This is a genomic window from Pantoea sp. Sc1, assembly GCF_000255315.1.
GTDB classification, from domain to species: Bacteria; Pseudomonadota; Gammaproteobacteria; order Enterobacterales; family Enterobacteriaceae; genus Pantoea; species Pantoea anthophila.
Window position 1 is genome coordinate 1662335 of record NZ_AJFP01000001.1, and the last position, 22165, is coordinate 1684499.

At 56.9% G+C, this 22165-nt stretch carries 17 protein-coding genes and 2 pseudogenes; 12 read left to right on the forward strand and 7 right to left on the reverse strand.

Annotated elements, in window-relative coordinates; translation table 11 throughout:
- Positions 1-131 precede the first annotated feature (131 nt).
- From S7A_RS07640 to S7A_RS07660, 5 genes are all read left to right on the forward strand, one after another.
- Entirely contained in the window at positions 132-578 is a 447-nt protein-coding gene (locus S7A_RS07640; RefSeq protein ID WP_009089424.1) for a GNAT family N-acetyltransferase, read from the forward strand.
- 18 nt (positions 579-596) lie between these two features.
- Positions 597-2642 (forward strand): hydantoinase/oxoprolinase family protein, encoded by a 2046-nt coding sequence (locus S7A_RS07645; protein ID WP_009089425.1) that lies wholly within the window; start codon positions 597-599, stop codon positions 2640-2642.
- Between the two features lies 1 nt (position 2643).
- Positions 2644-4602, forward strand: a complete 1959-nt coding sequence (locus tag S7A_RS07650; protein ID WP_009089427.1) for a hydantoinase B/oxoprolinase family protein — start codon at positions 2644-2646, stop codon at positions 4600-4602.
- Positions 4603-4664: 62 nt separating this feature from the next.
- Entirely contained in the window at positions 4665-6452 is a 1788-nt protein-coding gene (locus S7A_RS07655) for a thiamine pyrophosphate-requiring protein (RefSeq protein ID WP_009089428.1), read from the forward strand.
- Positions 6453-6548: 96 nt separating this feature from the next.
- Positions 6549-7397 (forward strand): oxidoreductase, encoded by an 849-nt coding sequence (locus S7A_RS07660; RefSeq protein ID WP_009089430.1) that lies wholly within the window; start codon positions 6549-6551, stop codon positions 7395-7397.
- Between the two features lie 81 nt (positions 7398-7478).
- Here the strand turns inward: S7A_RS07660 and S7A_RS07665 are convergent, their stop codons facing one another.
- Both S7A_RS07665 and S7A_RS07670 read right to left on the reverse strand, forming a co-directional pair.
- Positions 7479-7700, reverse strand: a complete 222-nt coding sequence (locus S7A_RS07665; protein ID WP_009089432.1) for a hypothetical protein — start codon at positions 7698-7700, stop codon at positions 7479-7481.
- The gene (locus tag S7A_RS07670) at positions 7684-8253 is read right to left on the reverse strand and encodes a hypothetical protein (RefSeq protein WP_009089434.1); all 570 of its coding nucleotides are present in this window, start codon (positions 8251-8253) and stop codon (positions 7684-7686) included. Before S7A_RS07670 ends, S7A_RS07665 begins: the two co-directional genes overlap by 17 nt.
- A 366-nt stretch (positions 8254-8619) precedes the next feature.
- Here S7A_RS07670 and S7A_RS07675 point away from each other — a divergent pair, with 366 nt between their 5' ends.
- The 3 genes from S7A_RS07675 to S7A_RS07685 are packed head-to-tail and all read left to right on the forward strand — an operon-like array spanning position 8620 to position 12036.
- Positions 8620-10056, forward strand: a complete 1437-nt coding sequence (locus tag S7A_RS07675) for an amidase (RefSeq protein WP_009089436.1) — start codon at positions 8620-8622, stop codon at positions 10054-10056.
- Positions 10053-11369, forward strand: a complete 1317-nt coding sequence (locus tag S7A_RS07680; protein WP_009089438.1) for a cytosine permease — start codon at positions 10053-10055, stop codon at positions 11367-11369. Before S7A_RS07675 ends, S7A_RS07680 begins: the two co-directional genes overlap by 4 nt.
- Entirely contained in the window at positions 11350-12036 is a 687-nt protein-coding gene (locus tag S7A_RS07685; protein WP_009089440.1) for a cysteine hydrolase family protein, read from the forward strand. Before S7A_RS07680 ends, S7A_RS07685 begins: the two co-directional genes overlap by 20 nt.
- Before the next feature lie 62 nt (positions 12037-12098).
- On the opposite strand, the gene S7A_RS07690 is transcribed toward S7A_RS07685, so the two are convergent.
- Positions 12099-14285 (reverse strand): bifunctional diguanylate cyclase/phosphodiesterase, encoded by a 2187-nt coding sequence (locus tag S7A_RS07690; protein WP_009089442.1) that lies wholly within the window; start codon positions 14283-14285, stop codon positions 12099-12101.
- 394 nt (positions 14286-14679) lie between these two features.
- On the opposite strand from S7A_RS07690, the gene S7A_RS07695 reads away from it, so the two are divergent.
- The 4 genes and pseudogenes from S7A_RS07695 (at position 14680) to S7A_RS07705 (ending at position 20329) form a co-directional block, all read left to right on the forward strand.
- Positions 14680-15792 (forward strand): mechanosensitive ion channel family protein, encoded by a 1113-nt coding sequence (locus S7A_RS07695; protein ID WP_033736195.1) that lies wholly within the window; start codon positions 14680-14682, stop codon positions 15790-15792.
- A 618-nt stretch (positions 15793-16410) separates the two neighbouring features.
- Complete coding sequence (locus S7A_RS07700; protein ID WP_009089444.1) at positions 16411-17970, forward strand: methyl-accepting chemotaxis protein; 1560 nt, start codon at positions 16411-16413, stop codon at positions 17968-17970.
- Between the two features lie 472 nt (positions 17971-18442).
- Positions 18443-18605: pseudogene (locus tag S7A_RS21805) on the forward strand (DNA (cytosine-5-)-methyltransferase); the annotation flags it as partial.
- Positions 18606-18727: 122 nt separating this feature from the next.
- A complete protein-coding gene (locus S7A_RS07705) occupies positions 18728-20329 on the forward strand; it encodes a methyl-accepting chemotaxis protein (RefSeq protein WP_033736196.1) in 1602 nt (533 codons plus the stop codon).
- On the opposite strand, the gene S7A_RS21215 is transcribed toward S7A_RS07705, so the two are convergent.
- From S7A_RS21215 to S7A_RS21595, 4 genes and pseudogenes are all read right to left on the reverse strand, one after another.
- Positions 20259-20753, reverse strand: coding sequence for a hypothetical protein (locus tag S7A_RS21215; protein WP_141629807.1), 495 nt, complete (start codon positions 20751-20753; stop codon positions 20259-20261). The genes S7A_RS07705 and S7A_RS21215 overlap by 71 nt on opposite strands.
- A 407-nt stretch (positions 20754-21160) precedes the next feature.
- Complete coding sequence (locus S7A_RS07710; protein WP_033736197.1) at positions 21161-21433, reverse strand: hypothetical protein; 273 nt, start codon at positions 21431-21433, stop codon at positions 21161-21163.
- Positions 21411-21692, reverse strand: a pseudogene (locus S7A_RS21590) (tlde1 domain-containing protein); the annotation flags it as partial. The pseudogene S7A_RS21590 and the gene S7A_RS07710, both read right to left, overlap by 23 nt.
- Before the next feature lie 30 nt (positions 21693-21722).
- Positions 21723-21941, reverse strand: a complete 219-nt coding sequence (locus S7A_RS21595) for a tlde1 domain-containing protein (RefSeq protein WP_237712308.1) — start codon at positions 21939-21941, stop codon at positions 21723-21725.
- Between the last annotated feature and the right edge of the window lie 224 nt (positions 21942-22165).

Genomic DNA, 22165 nt, shown 5'->3' on the forward strand with positions numbered 1-22165 from the left:
CTGACTCCCCTCAGCATAAAATTTCTTCCCGGCGCAAAATTCAGTCGCTGCATCCGGTTTCAGGGCGCGCTTCAGCCTCACCCGATCAGCGAACCCCCTTAGACTGTTTTTAACCGTTATCAGGAGTTGTTATGAGCTCATTACTGATTGCTGACCAGCAGTGGCAGCGCGATGCGTTCACCGTCTCCACCGACCGTCAGCGGCTCGACCTGGCGTGGATACACCACCAGCTGGCGGAGAAGTCCTACTGGGCACAGGGCCAGCCACGCGAGAAAACCCTGCGGGCGATCGCCGGTTCGCTGCCGTTTGGCCTCTATCACCAGCAGGCGCAGATTGGCTTCGCCCGTCTTATCACCGATTACACCCGCTTTGGCTGGCTGTGCGACGTCATCATTGACGAAAACTGGCGTGGACACGGACTGGGCAGCTGGCTGGCGACCTGCGTCCGTGATCATCCGGAGCTGCAAACGGTGCATCGCTGGATGCTGTCGACCCAGGATGCGCATCAGGTCTACCAGCGTCTCGGCTGGCGTGTGGTGCAACACCCCGGGACGCTGATGGAATTTCCCCCTCCCTGACTCAGGAGTTAACCCGAGATGCGATACCGCGTTGGCGTGGATATTGGCGGATCCTTTACCGATTTTGCCGTGCTCGATCAGCAAACGAACCAGATTCATACCCTGAAAGTCCTGTCGCGCCCGGATCAGCCCGGCAGTGAAATCACCACCGGGCTGGCGCAGTTTCAGCAGCGTCAGGGGATCGACCCCGCGGAGATTGGCTACTTTACCCACGGCACCACGGTCGGCATCAACGCGGTGATCCAGCGGCGTGGCGTGCGGCTGGCGCTGTTCGCTACCGAGGGCTTCTGCGATGTGCTGGAGCTGGCCCGGCTGAAAATTCCCCATATCCATGACCTCTTTTCGCGGCGTCCTGCACCGCTGATCTCGCGCGACCGGGTTTTTGCCATCCGTGAACGCATGGACGCGCAGGGCAGGGTACTCCAGCCGGTGGACCGCCAGAGCGTACTCGACGCTATCGCGCAGGCACGCGCTGCGGGCTGCCAGGGCATCGTGGTCTCCCTGCTGCACAGCTATCGCAACCGGCACAATGAAGCGGCCGTGAAAGCGATTATCAATGAGGAGGCACCCGAGCTGCTGACCTCCTGTTCTGCCGACATCTGGCCCATTATCCGCGAATATGAACGCACCATTACCGCGACCATCAACGCCTACGTGCAGCCGATGGTGATCCACTACCTTGAATCCTTTGAGCAGGCGCTACAGCGGCTCGGCGTGCAGCCGCCGCCGCGCATCACCAAATCGAACGGTGGCGTCATGGGCGTCGACCAGGCGAAACGTGAATGTGTGCAGATGGTTCTCTCCGGCACCGCATCCGGGGTCATCGGGGCCAGCTATCTCGCCAGCGCCTGTGGGTTCGGCAACATTCTCAGCCTCGATATCGGCGGCACCAGTGCTGACGTGGCGGTGATCATCGACGGCAACGTGGCGCAGGGCAACGGTGAAATCATCGGGGACTTCCCGATTTACATTCCCTCCGTGGCCGTTACCTCGGTAGGCCAGGGCGGCGGCTCGCTGGCGTGGATTGACGGGCAGGGCGTGCTGCAGATGGGCCCGGACAGTGCCGGATCGCTGCCTGGCCCGGTCTGCTTCGGCCGCGGCGGCACGCAGCCGACCGCCACCGACGCCTTTGCCGCCTGCGGCATGATGGGGCACGGCGCGCTGGGCTACAACGCTGTCGCCGTCGATGTCGCGGCCGCCTGTGCCGCCTGGCAACCGCTGGCCGATGCCCTCGGCCTGACGGTGCAGGAGACCGCGCAAAACGCCATTGAGCTGGCCATCTCCGGTATGTACAGCGACACCAGCGGCCTGCTGTCACGGTTCGGCCTCGATCCGCGTGAATTCTGGTTCCTCGCCTTTGGCGGTGCCGGGCCGATGATGGGCTGTTTCCTGGCCCGTGAACTCAACCTGAAAGGGGTGATTGTGCCGCCGACGCCCGGGGTGCTGTCGGCGCTGGGCGGGCTGGTGGCTGACATCCGTAATGACTTTATCCGCACCCTCTACAGCGATCTGACTCCTGCCCTGGCCGACACCCTGGCCACGGAAGCGCAGGCATTGCAGCAGCGCGCCTGCAACTGGCTGACTGAGGAGCACGGCAGCGCGATGCCTTACAGCCTGCAGTTCAGCGCCGATATGCGCTATCAGGGACAGTCGTTTGAGATCGACGTGCCGCTGGAGGCAGGCTGGCTGAGGCAGGCCGATTTTACGGCGCTGCATGACGCTTTCGATCGCCAGCATCAGCAGCTGTTTGGTCACTGTGATCCGCAGGCCCCGGTGCAGCTGATTAACCTGCGGCTGGTAATCACCTCACCGACGCCGAAACCGGTTATTGCCCCGCTGGCCCCGGCGACGGAACCGGTGCCGGTGCTGAAGCAGACGAAAGCGTGGATTGACGGTGCCTGGCATCAGGTTGATCTGGTGCTGCGGTCCGGGCTGCGCGCCGGCCATCAGCTCAGTGGCCCGGCCATCATTGCTCAGGATGACTGCACCACCTGTGTGCCGCCCGGCATGGGCGTCACGGTCGACACTTTTGGCAACCTGCTGATTACGGCGAACGAGGCATAACATGGCGATTGACGGACGTAACTTACAGATCCTGGCGAACTACTGCGCTGCCGCCGCCGATGCGATGGCCTTTACGCTGATGCGCACTGCGCACTCCACCTTCGTTAAGGAGACGGAAGATTTCTCCTGCCAGATTGTCAGCCGCAGCGGGCTGGCGTTTGCCTCACCCCGCAGTTTTGGTGCGCCCTGGTACAGCGGCATCGACTATGCGCCGGTGCTGGCGCTGATAGAGGAGTACGCCGAGGGGGACATCTGCATCACCAACGATGCCTACGCCGGAAACGTCGCGACCCACTCCCCCGACATCCACATCTGGAAACCGGTGTTCCACCAGGGCGAGATTGTCTGTTTCGCGGTGGGACATATTCACAACACCGATGTCGGCGGGGCCGTGCCCGCCTCGCTGTCGCGTTCGCTGACCGACATTGTGCAGGAGGGGATTCGCATCCCGCCGCTGAAGATCATGCGACAGGGTCAGCTCAACGAAGAGGTCGCCAGCATCATGCGGCTCAACGTGCGGGTGCCGGACCAGAACTGGGGTGACTTCAAGGCACAGCTGGCCTCGGTCAACGTGGGCGAGCGGAAAATTCACGACATTATTGCCCGCTTTGGCATCGACGATTTCCTGCAGGGTATTGAAGGCATTCTGGATTACGCCGAGGCGCAGGCGCGCACGATCATCGCGACCATTCCCGACGGTGAATACTTTTATGCTGACTACGCCGATGAGGATGGCGAGGGTGGCTATCCCTGCCGCATCGCCGTCACGCTGCGGGTGCAGGGCGACCGGCTGGAGCTGGATTACACCGGCAGCGACCCGCAGCTGGCCTCGTCGCTGAACATGCCCACGGGCGGACGGGAGCGACATCCGCTGGCGCTGGTCGGTGTCACCTATGTACTCTCCACGCTGGATCGCTCCCTGTTGCTTAACGCGGGCACGCTGCGGCCCACCCGCGCCATTCTGCCGCCGGGCACGGTCATGAACTGCGAGGCGCCCGCTGCGGTAGGCATGCGCTCGCTGACCTGTGCGCTGTCGCAGATTGCCACCGTCGGCGTCTTCTCACTGGCGATGCCCGATCGTCTGCCCGCCAACTCGCCCGGCGGCAACTCGATCATGAATATCCGCACCCAGACGCACAACCGCAGCGTGGTGGCTTCGCTGGGCCCGGTGGGCGGCGGTGCAGGCGGCACCCCGCGTCACGATGGCCCTGACGGCTCCGGCGGTCTTTCCGCCTTCCTGAAAAACACCCCGATTGAGATTAACGAGGCGGAAGTCCCCATCCGTTTTCACCGCTACGGCCTGGCGCAGGACAGTGCCGGGGCGGGTCACTATCGCGGCGGCCTGGCGACAGAGATGGCGTTCGAGATCTTCTCGCCCAACACCACGATTACCGCGCGCAACCGCAACCGCTCGGTCTTCGCCTCGGCGGGCGTGGTGGGCGGACAAAGCGGGGCGCTCTCCCACTTCCAGACCCGGCGCAACGGCGAGGTCATCCGGCACGGCAACACCGATGTGATCCACTGCCAGCCGGGGGACGTGGTCGAAGTCCGCGGGCCGGGTGCCGGGGGCTACGGGCTGCCGTCACAGCGCGATGCGGAGGCGGTCCTGCAGGATGTGCGCTGCGGTTACCTCAGCCTCGACGCCGCCAGGGCGCAGTATGGCGTGGTGGTGGTGAATAACCGCGTGGATCGGGTCGCGACTGAGCAACTGCGTGCTGCCATGCCGCAACGGGTCACGCACCATTTTGAGCATGGCGAGGCGCGTCAGCGCTTTGAAAAACGCTGGACACCCCAGCGCTATCAGTCACTGACCACCTTTCTTGCCGCCGCGCCGGTCAGCTGGCGTCACTTCCTGAAAACCCAGGTTTTTCGGGCGGTCGCAGAGGCAGGCGAAACGGCGGACATGGCGCAGATATTCAGTGATTTGCGTCAGCGCTACCCGGCTATGGCGAACAATTAACGGCGATGGCGCATCGTCGACTACGCTTTAAGTCTGCATGGACTACAAGGGGAACCGCGACGATGAGCATGAAAACCAGTGATTTTTTTGTCCAGCGCCTGAAAGAGTGGGGTGTGAGCCGCATTTACGGCTATCCGGGGGACGGGATTAATGGCGTGCTGGGGGCCATTCAGCGCGCGAACGCCAAAGGGGACGGCATCGAATTTATTCAGGTGCGGCACGAAGAGATGGCCGCTTTTATGGCGGCCGGTCACGCGAAGTTCACCGGTGAGCTGGGCGTCTGCCTCTCAACCGGCGGGCCGGGTGCGACCCATCTGCTGACCGGGCTCTATGACGCAAAAATGGACCATGCGCCGGTGCTGGCGATTGCCGGACAGGCGGAAGCGACCGCGCGCGGGGCCAGTTATCAGCAGGAGATGAACCTGGACCGCATCTTCTCCGATGTGGCGAACTTCGTTCAGGAAGCCGCCACCCCGGCGCAGGTGCGTCACCTGCTTGATCGTGGCGTGCGGATTGCCAAAGCGCAGAATGGCGTGGCGGTGGTGATCCTGCCGAAAGATATTCAGGATGAAGCCTGGCAGCCGCCGCAGCATCTGCACGGCTTCACCCACTCCGGCAGTGGCTATCAGCGGCCGAAAGTGATCCCCTATGAGGAGGATCTGCAACGCGCCGCTGAGGTGCTCAACGCCGGTAAAAAAGTGGCGATTCTGATCGGGGCAGGCGCACGCAATGCCGCTGTCGAGGTGGTGCAGGTCGCCAATGTGCTGGGGGCCGGTGTGGCAAAAGCGCTGCTGGGCAAAGATGTGCTGCCGGACGATGCGCCCTTTGTGACCGGCTCGATTGGCCTGCTCGGCACCAAACCCTCATCCGATTTAATGCAGAACTGCGACACCCTGCTGATGATCGGCAGCGGCTTCCCCTGGACCGAATTTCTGCCGGAGGAGGGCAAGGCGCGAGCGGTGCAGATCGATATCGATCCCGCCATGCTCGGCCTGCGCTACCCCAGCGAAGTGAATCTGCACGGCGATGCGGCAGAAACCCTGCGCGCGCTGTTGCCGCTGCTGGAGCACAAAGAGGATCGCAGCTGGCAGGAAGGGATTGCGGTTCAGGTGCGTGACTGGTGGACGCTGATGGAGGAGCGCGCGATGGCACCGGCGAACCCGGTCAATCCGCAGCGGGTGGTGTGGGAGATGTCCCCGCAGCTGCCGGACAACGCCATTGTTACCTCTGACTCCGGTTCCTGTGCCAACTGGTTTGCCCGCGACTATCGCGTCAAACAGGGGCAGCGGGCCTCGCTCTCCGGCGGGCTGGCCTGCATGGGCGCAGCGGTGCCTTACGCCATTGCAGCGAAATTTGCGCACCCGGATAAACCGGTAGTGGCGCTGGTGGGTGACGGCGCCATGCAGATGAACAACATGGCTGAACTGATCACCATCCAGAAATACTGGCAACAGTGGGCCGATCCGCGCCTGATCGTCTGCGTGTTTAACAACGAAGATCTCAATCAGGTGACCTGGGAGCAGCGCGTGATGGAGGGCAACCCCCGCTTTGACGCCTCGCAGCAGGTGCCGGACGTGAAGTACGCGGAATTTGCCCGCTCGCTGGGCATGGTCGGGATTTTTGTGGATAACCCTGACGACCTCGTGGGGGCCTGGCAGCAGGCGCTCAGCGCCGATCGCCCGGTGCTGCTGGAGGTGAAAACCGATCCGGAAGTGGCGCCGCTACCGCCGCATATCACCTTTAAACAGGCAAAAGCCTTTATGGCCTCCATGGCGAAGGGCGATCGCGGCGCAGCGCAGATCATCAGCGACACCGCCAGCCAGCTGTTCCATAAAAGCACGAAGGGCTAAGCCAGGCGATGGCGCCTCGCTAGCCTTATCTGTCTCTCCCCGGATACGTTCGTATCCGGGTCTTATCGCTTCATCAAACGCAACAGGAGTCCTACTATGGCGGCTCAATCAGGCCCAGTCTGGTTTATATCGGGATGCTCGACCGGTTTTGGTCGGGAACTGGCGCAGCAGACTATCGCGCGGGGTTTTAACGTGGTGGTGACAGCCCGGAACCTGTCGGCCGTGGCCGATCTGGTGGAAGGTCATGATAATGCGCTGGCGGTCGCCCTGGATGTCACGCAGCAGGCGAGTATCGATCAGGCGGTGCAGGCGGCCATCGGTGCGTTCGGAACGATTGACGTGCTGGTGAACAACGCCGGATATGGCTATCAGAGTTCGATTGAAGAGGGGGTGGAGAGCGAAATCCGCGCCCAGTTTGACGCTAACGTCTTCGGTCTGTTTGCCCTGACGCGCGCCGTGCTGCCCGCGATGCGCCAGGCGCGCAGGGGGCACGTTATCAACATTACCTCGGTGGCCGGATTGATCGGCTTTGCCAGCTCAGGCTATTACGCCGCCAGCAAACATGCGGTGGAGGGCTGGTCCGATGCGCTGGCCCAGGAGGCCGGGCCGCTGGGCATTCATGTCACCTGCGTCGAGCCAGGCCCGTTCCGCACCGACTGGGCCGGACGCTCGCTGCATCAGACGCCAAGCACGCTGCCGGACTATGCAGAGACCGCCGCCGCGCGAATGAAAGCCACCGCCGACTACAGCGGCACGCAGAAGGGCGATCCGGCGCGCGCCGCCGCAGCGATGATCGCAATTACTGAACATGATCATCCGCCCCGGCATCTGGTGATGGGAGCCTGGGGCCATGACGCCGTGACCAGCAAACTCAAAGAGCGGCTGGCGGAAATTGAGGCGTGGAAACAGACATCGGTGGAGACCGATTTTCCGGAATCGCAGTGAGTTGCAGGTGGCATGAAGCCGCCGCGGTTAAACCAGAAGCGATTTAAAAACAGGAAAGGCCCGAATATGGGCCTTTAAGCGCTAATCGGGGATGTTAGCTTCCTGCCTTTCGCGCGCGTTCAGTTCTTTTAACTTACGGCGCAACAGGGCAGATGAGGAGCGTTTTCTCGCCTGAGCTAACTGGGCTTTAATGGCGGGTAGATCGGGCCTGTCCAGCCACTCAGCAATCAAAAGTGCCCTTAACTCCCTGTTCTCGGCATCAGCCGCATCTGTGATGCCATTGTGTTTATCGTAAAACGACATAGCAAGCTCTCCCTGTAGTCACTGTTTTATAAGCCTGGAAATAGTCCGGGATTAAAGGTTGCGGCGCTTTCTTCGGCAACCCGGTCCGGCGATTGTAGCGCAGTTCATTTTTTAAGCCAGGCAAAGCGTCGTAGATCTCCTCAAGGTGTGTCGGACGATTGCGGTCAACGATCTCTCCTGATGCAGCCTGGAAAACAAAACCGCCCACAAAGAAGCTTTCATGGTGTGCCATTAATGCCAGGAATACGCGTTTGATAACGACAGCACTGCCTAATCCTGCAAAGCTGATATGGCGGAAATCACCCAGGCATTCCATACCATCAAAGACGTCAAAACAAACTTCAGCCAGCCCGTTAACCGGAAAGGAAATCCCTGGTGGCATCCGGTATCCAATGCGGGTAAAGGTCAGTTCATCCATCAACTTACCCACGATGACGGTGTAATTGTTATTGCCGACAACAAACGCATAACTGTGATGAATACGCCGATCATAAATGAATCTTTTTCGCCTGATTTCGTAGTTTTCGAGATAAATATCTTCTTCAATGCGCACTTCTCATCCCTGTCGTAACTTATAAATCCCTGAAACCCGATTTTCAGTTCCTGCGCAGCACCGTCAAACATCCATGGTAAAAATAAGGTTATTCATTCCAGCATTTCAGCCGCCGTTGCGGATTAACAACACCGTTTTGTAAGCCAGCCCGCAAAACCATTCACCAGTCACGCCCCCTTATCGCGCAGCCCTGCGCCATCATCGTGCTGAAAAAATAAACAGGTAAGCCCGTCCGCCACCATAAGAATTCGATCTTGTATCCCAGGCCGTATTCCATCTGGCATCCCTGCTTCAGAGCGCCCGGCCTGGTGTCAGCTGGCACGGTTCATGCACTACCTGACGGGTACAATTCTGGCGAGGTAATCCATGTTTGACTCCTTATTAGACGAAGATGCCACCACGATGGCCGCACTTATCCGCAGCGGGGAGGTGTCAGCCTGCGAGCTGACCGGGGCCGCACTGGAGCGAATGGCGAAACGGGAACCGACAATACAGGCCTTTTGTACCCCCACGCCCGACCTGGCGATGGCGCAGGCCAGGGCGCTGGATGCCCGTCGCGCTCGCGGCGAGACGCTGGGTGCGCTGGCGGGGGTGCCGCTGGCGGTGAAGGATTTGATCTGCACGGCCAGTGTCAGAACCACCTCCGGTTCGGCGGCTTACCGGGATTTCGTGCCGGAAGAGGATGACATCACGGTAGAACGCCTGCTGGCCGCCGATGCCATTCTGCTGGGTAAAACCACCGCACCGGAATTTGGCTACAGCGCGGTCGGGCACAATCCGCTGTTTCCGTCGCCGCGTAATCCCTGGGATCCTGAGATGACGCCCGGCGGCTCCAGTGCCGGGTCCGGTGCGGCCGTTGCGGCGCGGCTCTGTCCGATTGCGCTGGGCAGTGATGGGGGTGGATCGGTTCGCATTCCGGCGGCGCACTGCGGCATCTTTGGTTTCAAGGCGTCGATGGGGCGGGTGCCGCTCTGGCCCGGCTGCCGCGATGAACGCTATCCCGGCGTGTCGAGCTGGGAGTCGCTGGAGCACATCGGCCCGATGACGCGCAGCGTGCGCGATGCCGCCCTGATGATGTCACTGATGGCGGGCCCGGATATGCGGGATCGTCACTCCATCCCCTGCAGCGACGTTGACTGGCTGGGCGCGCTCCGGCAGCCAGCCAGCAAACTGCGCATCGCGTTCAGCGCAGACCTGGGTTATGTCGCGGTGGACCCGGAAGTGCGGGCGGTGGTCAGTGCGGCCGTGCAGCGCTTTGCCGCTGAAACCGGCGCGGAACTGGAGCTGGCCAATCCTGGCTTCAGCGATCCGGCTGCCGCTTTCGGTGCGCTGGTGGCGATGGAGAGCGATCTCACCGGCATGCGCCAGATGATGGCGGAGCAGGGCAGCGCCATGTCACCCCATCTGATCGCCATGCTGCAGCGTGAGTGGCGGGCGGAAAACTTCACTGACGCTATCGCGGTGCGCAAAGCGGTCAGCAACAGCCTGTGGCGCTTTATGCAGCGTTACGACCTGCTGATCACTCCGACGCTGGCAGTGCCGCCGTTTCCGCTGGGAAGCCAGGGGCCGGAAATCATTGCGGGGCGTATGGTCCGCAGCGATCACTGGCTCTCATTCTGCTACCCGTTCAACTTCACCGGTCAGCCCGCGGCGTCGGTGCCCGCCGGTTTTACCGCCCGCGGCCTGCCCGTGGGTCTCCAGATTGTCGGACGGCATCTTGATGATGCCTTAGTGCTGGCTGCCAGTGCCGCTTTCGAGCGCATTCAGCCGTGGAATCACCTTCAACCGGGAATCACACAATGAAAACATCGTCTTCACCTGCGCTGGAGCAGGAGTTTGAACACCAGCCGGTGCCAGTGTCGCATCGTCACTCCACCCGCTCGGTCTCGGCTGTCTGGTTCGGTTTTCCGATGATCCTCACCAATGCGTTATTTGGCGGCATCATCACCTGGCATCTGGGCTTCTGGCCTGCATTGATCGCCATTTTGCTGGGGAATCTGGTGCTGTTTGCCTATGTTGGCGCGCTGAGCTGGTTCGCCGGAAACAGCGGCATGAATTTCGCCCTGCAGGCCCGGCGCACCTTTGGCAGCAAAGGCTATATCCTGGTCTCCGGTTTTCTCTCGACGGTGGTGATCGGCTGGTATGCCTTTCAGACCGGCCTCACCGGCACGGTGATTAATCAGACCTTTGGCTGGAACGCGCTGGCGGTGACGGCCTTTGCCATGCTGCTCTACACCGGCATCACCTTTCTGGGCGTGCGGGCGCTGTCGGTGCTGGGGATGATCGCCGCGCCGCTGTTCGTGGTGCTCGGCATCGTGGCGCTGTGGCTGATAGGGCGGGACCATGATTTCGCCGTCGTCACGCAGTGGCAGGGCAGCGCCAGCGCGGCGGGTGCCATGAGTATGGGCACCGCGGTCACGATGGTGGTCGCCGGTTTCGCCGACTCCGGCACCATGACCGCGGACTTTACCCGCTGGTCGAAGAATGGCCGCTCGGCGGTGATCGCGGCTTTTTCCGCTTTCCCGGTTGCCAACGTGATCTCTTACCTGTTCGGCGTGGTGATTGTGGCGGTGGGCGCAGCAGTTGACCCGCTGACCAACGGCGGAAACTTCCTGCCGATGCTGATGGGCCACAGCGCGTTTCTCTCGGTGGTCGCCTGTCTGTTTGTCTTTATTAACCTCGGATCGGTCTGCACACACTGTCTTTACAACGGCGCGGTGGGATTCAGTCATCTCTTCAGCAGCAAAATGCGGCTCTGGACGCTGATTCTGGGTGGCATCGGCGGCGTGCTGGCACTGGCGGGGGTCTGGTCTTACTTCCTGGAGTGGCTGAGCCTGCTGGGCATCGTGGTGCCGCCGTTTGGCGCAGTGATGATCGTGGATTTGATCTTTATGGCGCGTATCAGCGAACAGCGTCCGGCACAGCGTTTCCGCGGTACCGCGTTCGCCGCCTGGGCGATTGGCAGCCTCTGTGCGGTCATCGCTCATGTGGCCTTTCCGCAGTTCGGTGAAGCCGTCATTGGCCTGGTCACGGCCGCCCTCAGTTACAGCCTGATTAGCAAACTGCGCATGCCGCGCCCGGAAATGGAGAACAGTCATGCCCGACTACAGCGTTAATTCCACCCCCTACGCCTGGCCGTTCGATGGCCATTTTACCCCGGCTGACACTGCCCTGATCGTCATTGATATGCAGACCGACTTCTGCGGCGTGGGTGGCTATGTCGATAGCATGGGCTATGACGTCAGCCTGACCCGTGCGCCCATCGCCCCGCTGCAGCAGGTGCTCGCCGCGATGCGTGCACGGCAGTTTCCGGTTATTCATACCCGCGAAGGGCACCGGCCCGATCTCAGTGACCTGCCAGCCAATAAGCGCTGGCGGTCGCGGCGGATGAATGCCGGGATTGGCGATGTGGGGCCGTGTGGCCGCATTCTGGTGCGGGGTGAACCGGGCTGGGAGATTATCCCGGAGCTGGCGCCGCTGCCGGACGAAGTGGTGGTGGATAAGCCGGGCAAAGGCTCGTTTTACGCCACCGATCTGGAGCTGATTCTGCGCAGTCGCGGCATCCGCAATCTGATCCTGACCGGCATCACGACGGACGTCTGCGTTCACACCACGCTGCGCGAAGCCAACGATCGCGGCTTTGAGTGTCTGGTGCTCTCCGACTGCTGCGCGGCAACTGAACGGCGTCACCACGAGGCGGCGCTGAGCATGATCCATATGCAGGGCGGCATTTTCGGCGCGGTCGCCTCGTCTGCGGCGCTGCTGGACAGCCTGGGCGCATAGCGGTCTGACTCTGATACGGATAGCCCGGGCGCACCGATGCGTTAAGGCTATCCTCCCGGCCGTTACGCCTGCGGCGTCGTCTCTGGCGCGGCGGAGGTCATCAGCGCCGCAAGCTGATCGGCGGGCACCGCCTGACTGAAGAGATAGCCCTGCAACTGATTACAGCCTGCATCCGCCAGCGCCGACATCTGTCCCGGCGTCTCGACACCCTCCGCCGTCACCATCAGGCCCATGGCATGCCCAAGTTTCACCACCGACTCCACAATCGCCACGGAATTTTCTGCCACGCCCAGCGACTGGGTAAAAGAGCGATCGATTTTGATTTTATCGACCGGGAAGGTACTCAGATAGTTAAGGCTGGAGTAGCCGGTGCCGAAATCATCCAGCGCAATGCGGAAACCCGCTTCACGCAGCGCCACGATAATCGCGCGCGCCTCCCGTTCATCCTCAATCAGCACGCCTTCGGTGATCTCCAGCTCCAGGCGCTTCGGGTCGCCGCCGTGCTGGCTGACAATCGCCATAATCCGCTCGACAAAGCCCGCCGATCGGAACTGCACGGGCGAGACGTTGACCGCCACCAGCAGCGTCGGGAAACGCTGCTGCGTGGCACAGGCTTCAGCGAGCACCCACTCACCCAATGGCATAATCAGGCCGGTCTCTTCGGCAATCGCAATAAACTCACCGGGTGCGATCAGGCCGCGTGTCGGGTGGTGCCAGCGCAGCAGCGCCTCAATCCCGACCATCTGCTGACCGCCGATATCCATCAGCGGCTGATACCACACCTCCAGCCCCTGACGGCTCTGCAGCGCCGAGCGCAGATCCGCTGCAATCGCCTGGCGGGTGCGCACCGACTCATCCATCGCCCGTTCAAACTGCCGATATTTGCCACGCCCGCCGCTTTTGGCTTCATACAGCGCGATATCCGCTTTGCGCATCAGCTCCAGCCGATCGATACCGTCTCTGGGCGCGAGGGAGAGCCCGATACTGGCACCGCTCCACACCTCGCTGCCAAACAGCGTCACTGGCAGGGCCAGCTCGTCGACGATGCGCTGGGCCAGACTCTGCGCCTGGCTCAGGTTTTCGACATCCGGCATCACCACAATAAATTCATCGCCCCCGATGCGTCCCACGGTGTCGCTGGCGCGCACGATCCGGCTCAGGCGCTGCGCCACGGCGATGATCAGCTCATCGCCGGCGTGATGACCATAGGTGTCGTTAATGGTTTTGAAGCGGTCGAGATCGATCAGCAGCAGGGCCACCCGCTGATCGTGGCGCGTCGCCAGCGCCAGTGCCTGCGTCATGCGCTCTTCAACCAGCGCACGATTGGGCAGACCGGTCAGCACATCATGAAACGCCAGATGCTGCGCCTGCGCCTCTGAGGCGCCGAGCCGCAGCATCGACTGCGACAGGCTGACCAGCGAATGCCAGAGCCGCCACACCATATAGAGACACAGCAGGGAGATCGCCAGCACCGCCAGTCCGGTTGAGGGGCCAATGGTCCGCAGCATCTGCGCACCGGGACGGGAGGGAATCCACTCCAGATACCCCACCGGATCGCCCGCCTGCGCCACCAGCAGATAGCGCGCCGCGCTGCCTGGCTGCGCCGTGCCGTCCGTGAAGTGCAGATCCTGAAGCTGATTGCGTTCCGCCAGGCTCGCCAGATAGCCATCATCCAGAAATTTCAGGCTCACCAGCCGGAAACGGGGCAGGGTGCGGCTCTCCTGCTGAATATTGCCGATGGCCAGGGCGGCGGCACGGTTCGTGACCCGTGCATAGTCGGCCCTGTCCGGGCGCGCCGGATCGGTGACCAGCGTACTCTGCAACACCTCACCCGCCAGCGGATCGCTATCCGGCGCAGCGACCGGCTGGCCCTCGCGCCAGACTCTGACGATCTGGTTCTGCTGATCCAGCACCATAATCAGCTGATGTCCGAACATTTCGTAAAGCCATTCACCGATGTTCTCATCCAGCCAGCGGTCGCTGTTGCTCGCGGAGAGGTGCTGCTCAAGCGGCGCCCAGCGCGACAGGCTGTGCAGCTGGCGCAGATGTTCATTCAGGCTCTGCGAAAACGAGGCCTCAATCATCCGCTGCTGTTGCTGCCGGGCTTCGGCGTTAGTGAGCGAGGTGCCGATAAACAGCGCCGTGCCCGCACCCGCAAAGGTGAGCAGCAGGATGGCGACCAGCGGTACCAGCACTTCACGCAGAAAACTGCGGCGGAAATCAGCAGAAAGTTTAATGCTATTAATCATATTGTTGTTTTTCTCAGCGACGGCGGGGCACAGTTTAAAATTAGCAGACAAGACTCTGTCGTCTACATTTAGCGGGGGTTATAGTGAGTACGGCAGCAATTTTTGTTGTCCCAAAGGAACGAAAAGGGTCAGAAAAGCGAAACGGTTATATCAGGCGGGTTAATGATATTGGCCAGGGCCGCAGGCAACTTCTGTCACTGTCCGCCCTGGCTGAAAAGCAAAAGAGGCGCATCAGGGGCGCGGGCTGCCGAGGCTTTTCCTGTCAACTTTGCAGGTATGGTTCATACTTGAACCCATTGATTGTATTACAGACGGATGACCGTGAAGACAACGGTTACTGCATGTGTCACTTATCTGACAACCCGGTGTTGTCAGCTTACTAAAAGGGAAAATAATGCCATTGTTATTCGGTGAGTTATCTGGTTTCCCGTCGTGGGTACCTGTTGTATTACTCGTCTCGCTTTCATTTGTACTGGGTTTCCTGGGCCGTCTTATCCTGCTCGCGTTTATCCGCTACTGGCAGAGTCGCGACAGGAAGCTGTTCAAATCGCTGGAGAAGCACCTCAGTGGGTCGATGTTCTTTTTCATCCCGTTATTAATGATCAATGTGGGTCTTAATTACATTAACTTCCATCCTGACTCGCTGGATTTAATTACCAATATCATCAATGTCTTTATTATTATGTCGTTTTGCTCGGTATTAATACGACTGACCAATGTGGCGCAGGATATGCTTTATATCCGCTACGACATCAATATCTCTAATAATCTGCGCGCGCGTAAAATCCGCACACAGATTATCTACGTCAAAAAAGTGGTTATTGTCATTCTGGTGTTATTCTGCCTGTCGCTGATTCTGCTGAGTTTCCCGAGCGTGCGTAAATTTGGCACCACCATCCTGGCAGGGGCCGGTGTGGCGGGGATTATCATAGGTTTTGCGCTACAGAAGTCGCTGGTGAATCTGTTCGCCGGTATCCAGATCGCCTTTACCCAGCCGATTAAAATTGATGATGCGGTGGTGGTAGAGAAAGAGTGGGGCTGGATTGAGGAGATTAACCTGACCTATGTGGTCGTGCGGATCTGGGATCTGCGCCGCCTGGTGCTGCCGATCACCTACTTTACCGAGAATCCGTTCCAGAACTGGACGCGCAACAACGCTCAGATTCTCGGTTCAGTCTTTCTCTATGTGGACTACTCAATGCCGCTTGAGCCTCTGCGGACGCACTTTGAAAAGGTGCTGAGCGAAACCCGACTCTGGGATGGGGAAACTCAGGTGCTTCAGGTGACCGATACCACCGAGAAAACTATGACCATCAGGATGCTGATGACCGCGCAGAACTCGCCAATCGCCTTTGATTTACGCTGCTACGTGCGGGAAAAGATGATCGAGTTTATTCAGCAGAACTATCCGGAAAGCCTGCCGCAGGTGAGGGCATCGCTCACGGATAGCGGGCGTGAGAAGGGAGAGAGAGGAGTGGCTGAGCAGGTTTCAGGTATGGCGGAATGAGTGGTTTGGGCGCTTCAGAGAGGGTGACCGTCACCCCTGAATGACACAAATGAGCCGTAACAGGCTCATTTGTGCTTCTGGTTGCTTCGGGTGCCGATACCTGAGTGGCGGTGCAGAAAATTCACACCAGGCGGATGCACATCCCGTGGATACCGGACGTTTGTAAGGGTGTTACAAAGCGTAGCCACAGACCAGGTGCTGTAGGCAGGGTTGTGTCTGCTATGAGCGAGAAGCAGATTCTGGCAGTGTTTCCTACGCCTTTCGAACGAAGTCATATACATTTTATTAATTTGCCAGAAACCACCCAGAGTAAACGTCTGCTTACATATAGATATTTAAATACACATCTTAGTTACATTTTAAAGCATTTTTCATTATTCAGAGGTTGGGTTACTGTAAAAAAACAAATCTCCAAAATTTTATCCTGCCTTCACGGCAGATACCTTTGCATTTGTTTTTGACAAGAATGCAACAAATTTAATCCAAAGATAACAATAAAGTAATTTGGTTGTTTTATCAGCATTCTCTCAAATTAATAGCGCATTCATATCATCAGAAAAAGCTAATGTTACCGGTAACTCTGCCGATAGAAATTTTATCTTTTAGAGGGAGATTAAAATGTCGGCCATCAGAAAATTTAAACTTTCAAGAGTACTTCTCACCAGTGGCATATTCATCATCGTTATTCAGCTTTGCGTAGGATTAGTATTTCTCAACTATTTAAAGTCTGACAGAGATAATTTCAGAAACGCTGACGTTGTGAGTAAAAAAGTACGGCTTTTGAGCGACATCTGGACACAGTTAAACGAGGTGAGAGCAGACACTAACCGGATTGCTCTGTGGTTGATCAAAGATGGTCCGGGCAGTGAAAAAGTAAATTATTTTATTGCCCATGGAGAAAAGATCCTTAGTCAGGCAAGAAAAGATTTTTCCAGCTATCAGCAACTGGCTGATATCAGGGGAGTACCAGAAGATATACAAAAATCTCTCCAGAAAAGCTTTCAGGCATATTCGGCCATTTTGCAGCAGTCGTTAAGTAATGGCTATAAGAAGGATGCAAATCTTATGTTCTCGATTAATGCCGGCCCCTATAAGGATAAAATGCAAAGCGATTATGATGCATGGCGAAGCAGGGTGGCAGATATCAGCGTCCATATTTCCGAAAAAAGCAGCGAGACTTACTCTAAGGTGACTGTGTTTTTCTATGGAATGATAATTTTCAATCTCATATTTATGTTCGGACTTATCAGGGTGTTTAAAAACGTGCTTATCCAACCCCTGTCACAGGTGTATGCGCAACTGGAACGTATTCAGTCAGGCGATCTTACCAGTGAGGTTAAAACAGAATTCCCTCGCAAAACTGAAATAGGGGGATTATTCTTTAAACTCAGTGAGATGCAGTCAGGCCTTATCAGGGTAATTTCTGAGATAAAAGAGGGGTCACTGAATATTGTCAAGGGTATCAGTGAGGTGAGTTCCGGCAACAATGAACTTTCAGCCCGCACGGAACAGCAGGCAGCGTCTATTGTTCAGACAGCATCCAGTATGGAGGAAATGACTGTGGCGGTTAAAAATAACGCGCAAAACTCTGCTGATGTATCTGAGCTGATTAACGACACCAGAACAAAGTCTGAACAGGGTAAATCCGTAGTCCTGTCATTGTCAGACAGATTAAAAACCATGCAGGAAAAATCGTCAAAAATTAATGATATTACCGGCATTATTGAAAGCATCGCTTTTCAGACCAATATCCTGGCACTGAATGCGGCCGTTGAGGCAGCGAGGGCGGGCGAGCACGGGAAAGGATTCGCTGTCGTAGCCGGAGAAGTCAGGAATCTTGCGCAAAAAAGCTCATCGTCAGCGAAGGAAATCAGCGATCTTATTAGCGATTCAGTAACGGAAATTGAAGAAGGTGCAAAGCTATCTGATGTCGCTCAGGATTCAATTTCAGGCGTTTATGATGCGATACTGGAGATACATGATGTAATGCACAACATCAGAACCGCTACGGATGAACAAAGCAAGGGGCTTGAGCAAATTAATATTGCTATTTCTGAACTTGATACTGTTACCCAAAAAAACTCTGCACTGGCTGAAGAGACCTCATCAGCAGTAATGCTTGTTGAGAGTGAAACCGTGAATCTGAATCGTGTAGTTGATTCATTTAAAACCGGCTAATTCGATATGTCGCTTAATGAATAAATCAGATGGCGGGATATTCAAATGCTGAAAACAAGTTTTGAATATCCTTCCTTTACGTCAATAGTGACATTTACATTAAGACTGCTCAGCGCCTGTTTGCTGCCTGACGGCCGTTTCCGGCATCTTTCTCTGTCCGTATCCTGAAAAGACGTCCCTGATGATCCCGGCATGTTTGCATTATTACGCGGTAAGATCTGTTCTACGCGGATTAGTAAATGCAATGTTGGAAACGTCCGCTTCTGTCGTGGACAGACCGTTGCGCCGCAACGGCCGCTATGAGTTACTTCCGGTCATCACGCTCGTCTTTTTTCCAGCTTTTACAGGGGTTACAACTTCAGTAAGTTTTTCGTCAGACCTGCCAGCTTTAAAGATCGCAACGGCCTGACGCAGAAGGAAAGCTTGTTCCTCAAGGGCAGCCGCTGCGCTGGCCGAATGTTCAGTCAGCGGACTGATGGGATTTGAGGCTCCGGAACAAAACCCATTTCCGTATTCCGGTTTCGGATACTCAGGCGTACGGGCAGTTTGGAAACTCCATGGTGGTTCAGGTTTTTACTGCTGTGGAGCAGCTACTTTTGCCACTCATGGAACAACATCTTAGCCAAAAAAATTAGCGTCACAGGGCCATAATTTTTTTTAAGACCGCGCATTATGCTGTTTTGCGCTGAATCGCGTCCGCTGTCACCAAATTGTCATGCCCACTCCCAATACTCTTTTTATTTTTTGGGGTCGTTAGATGTCACTCCTTTCTGTAATCTCGTTACCGCTACGTTTACGCACGCGTCTTACCTGGCGTATGCCGCTTTGGCTCACCAGCCTTCGCAGCCAGTTTTTGCTGTTTATCGTGCTGTTTTGTTTACTGCAGTTCGCGGGCGTACTGCTGCTCAGTAATCACGTTAATCAGACGCAAATTTCACTTGAGCAAGGCAATCAACTGCGGGAAAGGTTGGCCCTGCTGGATAAAGCACGTATCGAGTTGCTCACCGCCAGTGATAACAGCCACCGCGCCGGTATCTATTTAATGCAGGATCAGCAAAGCGGCTCGGTCGATAGCTGGAAAAGTCTGGCGACCGCCTCCAGGGATTCGTTAACAAAAGCCCAGTCGCTGTTCACTGCCTACCATGCTAAAGCGGACAGCCCCCTGGCTCAGGACTTCGCGATGTTAGCGGAAGGTTTGCAAGAGCAGTTGAAAGGGTTAGCGGCCAATGACATTAATGCCTTTTTTATTGTGCCGATGCAGGCATTCCAGCAGCAGTTTAACGATGCCTGGTTCAGCGAGCTTGAACAGGCCAACCATCAGTTGAGCAGCGTGAATCAACTTACCCTCAGTACACTGAAGCAGAGCCGCAATATGTCGCTGATCGTCAGTGCCATTTTGATGGCGCTACTGGTGCTGGCCTCCAGCCTGCTGATGCGCGGCGTGCTATTGCCGCTTCGACGAGCCAACCGACAGCTTGAACAGATTGCAACAGGCGACCTGGTACCGAACCATGAGACGCCGGGTCGCCAGTGTTTAGAGACGCGCCAGCTGTTTCAGTCGATCGAATCGATGCGCTTCGGTCTGCAGCAGATTGTCAGTGACATTAATAATGTTGCGGTCAGCGTGGCGGCCGGTGCAGAAGATATGCAGCAGCATAACGAACAGTTCATGCAGCAACATCAGGCGCAGAATGCCAGCTTCCACTATCTGTCACAGCGTTTATACCGCGTGTCTGAAGAAGTCGAAATTGGTGCACAGCTCTCGCAGCAGGCCACACAGGAGGCGCAGTCAGCTGATGCTCTGATGCGCAATTGCGTCACGGAAGTCGACAATATGGAACTTAAAATGCAACAGATCGTTGCTGCCTCGGGCGATATCGCCGGGATTGTCGCCATGCTGGATAGTCTGTCAATGCAAACCCGATTACTGTCGTTAAATGCCGCCATTGAATCCGCTCACGCCGGAACGTACGGCCGCAGTTTCTCCGTTGTCGCCAAAGAGATGGGACTGCTGTCGCAAAAGAGTGGTGAATCAACACGTCAGATTGATGGTTTAATTCAGCACACTCAACAGCATGTGAATGATGGTTTTGACAAAGTTAAGGCGCTGGAAGTGCTGTTCACGCAAATCAGCGGCGCGGTTTCGGGGGTAGTAGCACAGTTGGATGAGTTACAGCAAAATAGCATCGCGCAAAGTCATCGCGTCAGTAAAATTGCGCAAGAAGTGGTGGAGATGAGTAACCAGCTGCAGCAAAACGAAGCACTCAACGCCCATCAGGTCAATTCTGCTACGCAATTGCGTGAACTCTCTGATCGCCTTGCGCAGCGGGCACAGCAATTCCGCGTCGATGCAGCTTAAGTGCAGAGATAAAAAGCTCGTGAATAACGTAATACCTGTCAGTTAAGATCTTAATGGGGGCCGCAACAGATAACGTTGCGGCCTCTTTTTTACTGCCCTGGGGGAATGTCGCGTTATTCTTTCCGGCAGCGCCAGCCCTGAAGCCATCGCCATTATCTCTTCTATTATTCGCGGTATATTCCCCCGACAGCAGGCTCAGCTGACTTCTCAGATAAAGGGCAGATTTCTTAAAAAGGGGCTTCAAACACCCGGCCGTCCGACGGAGACCAGGGGTATCAAAAGCCACCACCAGAAAGTCCGGCACGCCATCAGTCACCTCCAGAGCATATCCCACCGGCCTCTTCACGCCGTACTGCGCGATATAAAACTCATAACCGCCCGGTACGCCGTACAGCAGGCCACCGTTGCAGCCGTTAATTTTCACATCGGGACGGGTGGGGGAGCAGCAGACGCATATAAAATTCAGCCGTGTCTTCCGCGATGGTATCACTGCAGACCGGGTTCCAGCATTTACTCAGGGCAGTCCCATCACGCCTTACCAGTCAAAATGCTTTCGCTTCCACAGGCTATTTATCAGTAAGCGTCGCACATTGACCGTGTTCACACTCGTATGGAGGTGTATCAGCTCAGACTTTAGCTGATAGGTTTTGTTGATTTGGCACAATTAATCAGTGAGGGGCTGTTGTGAGCGAAAAGCGGACGTCAAATGATAGCAGCAGGGACGTTCTGCCATAATAAATATAACAACCCGCTCGCGAACCCTTTTTGGTATTGCTTTTTCAGACAAAAGTGCAGGGCAGTATAAAACCGCCGTTTTTTACTGCAAGCAGCCTATCCACGTTTTACTTTTTTAACTGCCATTTTAACTAACCAATATATGGCTAAAGCGTAAAACGCGATAACGATCAAAAGGGAAAAGAACGTAACCGGATCCGTACCAGCTTCGTATACGTCATCCTGATAACTGCTGAAAATTTGGTGAGAATGCTCAACGAGCCACGCCGTCAGCGGATAGAGTGGCATCCCGTAACGCGAAACCATAAAGGCTACAATAAAGCAGACGAAAAAAACCGCTGCTTTTCTAGCGAATTTTGCAGTTTGCAAAGTTACTTTCTCCCTGAACGTCAACATAGCCGTATGCCATCAGGCTGTTTCTCGAACCCGGCACGCGAATTTTTTTTCTCCGGAGCAGCGCCTGTCTTACCGTATAGAAATCAGTACGCCGTACGAAGGTGATACACCCTTCACTTTCTCCGGAGCCGTCTGGACGAAGAGGATGCAGGCGGAAACCGCCGCGGGCAACGCCATTGATGAAGATGGAATCACTCATCGTTTCCGAATTAAACAGCGCAAACCACTCTGAATGATTTGAGCTGTTCCAGGTGTCGACGGCTCATCCTCTGATCCGGTTAGCGATACTGCCTTCAGGACGCGGAACAATCCAGTAGGGCCCGACCGGAATGGCACTGTCAGGCCTGTAGGTACAGTTTGGGTCATTGGTATAGGGCTTTTGGCCGGAAAAGACCGGAAAGGTACCCACGCCGTAAACGTGCAGCTTTGCCTCGCCACCGCCCTTAGTCAGATCGTCGTAGCTCATTCTCATTAACTGCATTAAACGCTCCCTGTAGGTTATAAGGCAAGCCAGTGAACCGGGCAATGTCATCATTCCACCCTGGAGAAGTTAACGGGCAGGCTGGCGCTTGACAGCCAGAACTCTTCTGCGAGCCAGACAGCGTTATTTATCATAAGACTGCTTGCCGCACTCCGTCAGGGTGACTCGGCGTAATCCTTGAACACAAATACTCACGTCCGCTTCTGGCACAACGCGGAATTCGG

Coding starts and splice junctions, on each gene's coding strand:
- S7A_RS07660 (WP_009089430.1), top strand. CDS start 6,549: ATGGCGGCTCAATCAGGCCCAGTCTGGTTTATATCGGGATGCTCGACC.
- S7A_RS07695 (WP_033736195.1), top strand. CDS start 14,680: ATGCCATTGTTATTCGGTGAGTTATCTGGTTTCCCGTCGTGGGTACCT.
- S7A_RS07650 (WP_009089427.1), top strand. CDS start 2,644: ATGGCGATTGACGGACGTAACTTACAGATCCTGGCGAACTACTGCGCT.
- S7A_RS07680 (WP_009089438.1), top strand. CDS start 10,053: ATGAAAACATCGTCTTCACCTGCGCTGGAGCAGGAGTTTGAACACCAG.
- S7A_RS07645 (WP_009089425.1), top strand. CDS start 597: ATGCGATACCGCGTTGGCGTGGATATTGGCGGATCCTTTACCGATTTT.
- S7A_RS07705 (WP_033736196.1), top strand. CDS start 18,728: ATGTCACTCCTTTCTGTAATCTCGTTACCGCTACGTTTACGCACGCGT.
- S7A_RS07655 (WP_009089428.1), top strand. CDS start 4,665: ATGAGCATGAAAACCAGTGATTTTTTTGTCCAGCGCCTGAAAGAGTGG.
- S7A_RS07690 (WP_009089442.1), bottom strand. CDS start 14,285: ATGATTAATAGCATTAAACTTTCTGCTGATTTCCGCCGCAGTTTTCTG.
- S7A_RS21595 (WP_237712308.1), bottom strand. CDS start 21,941: ATGCAGTTAATGAGAATGAGCTACGACGATCTGACTAAGGGCGGTGGC.
- S7A_RS07685 (WP_009089440.1), top strand. CDS start 11,350: ATGCCCGACTACAGCGTTAATTCCACCCCCTACGCCTGGCCGTTCGAT.
- S7A_RS07665 (WP_009089432.1), bottom strand. CDS start 7,700: ATGTCGTTTTACGATAAACACAATGGCATCACAGATGCGGCTGATGCC.
- S7A_RS07640 (WP_009089424.1), top strand. CDS start 132: ATGAGCTCATTACTGATTGCTGACCAGCAGTGGCAGCGCGATGCGTTC.
- S7A_RS07700 (WP_009089444.1), top strand. CDS start 16,411: ATGTCGGCCATCAGAAAATTTAAACTTTCAAGAGTACTTCTCACCAGT.
- S7A_RS07675 (WP_009089436.1), top strand. CDS start 8,620: ATGTTTGACTCCTTATTAGACGAAGATGCCACCACGATGGCCGCACTT.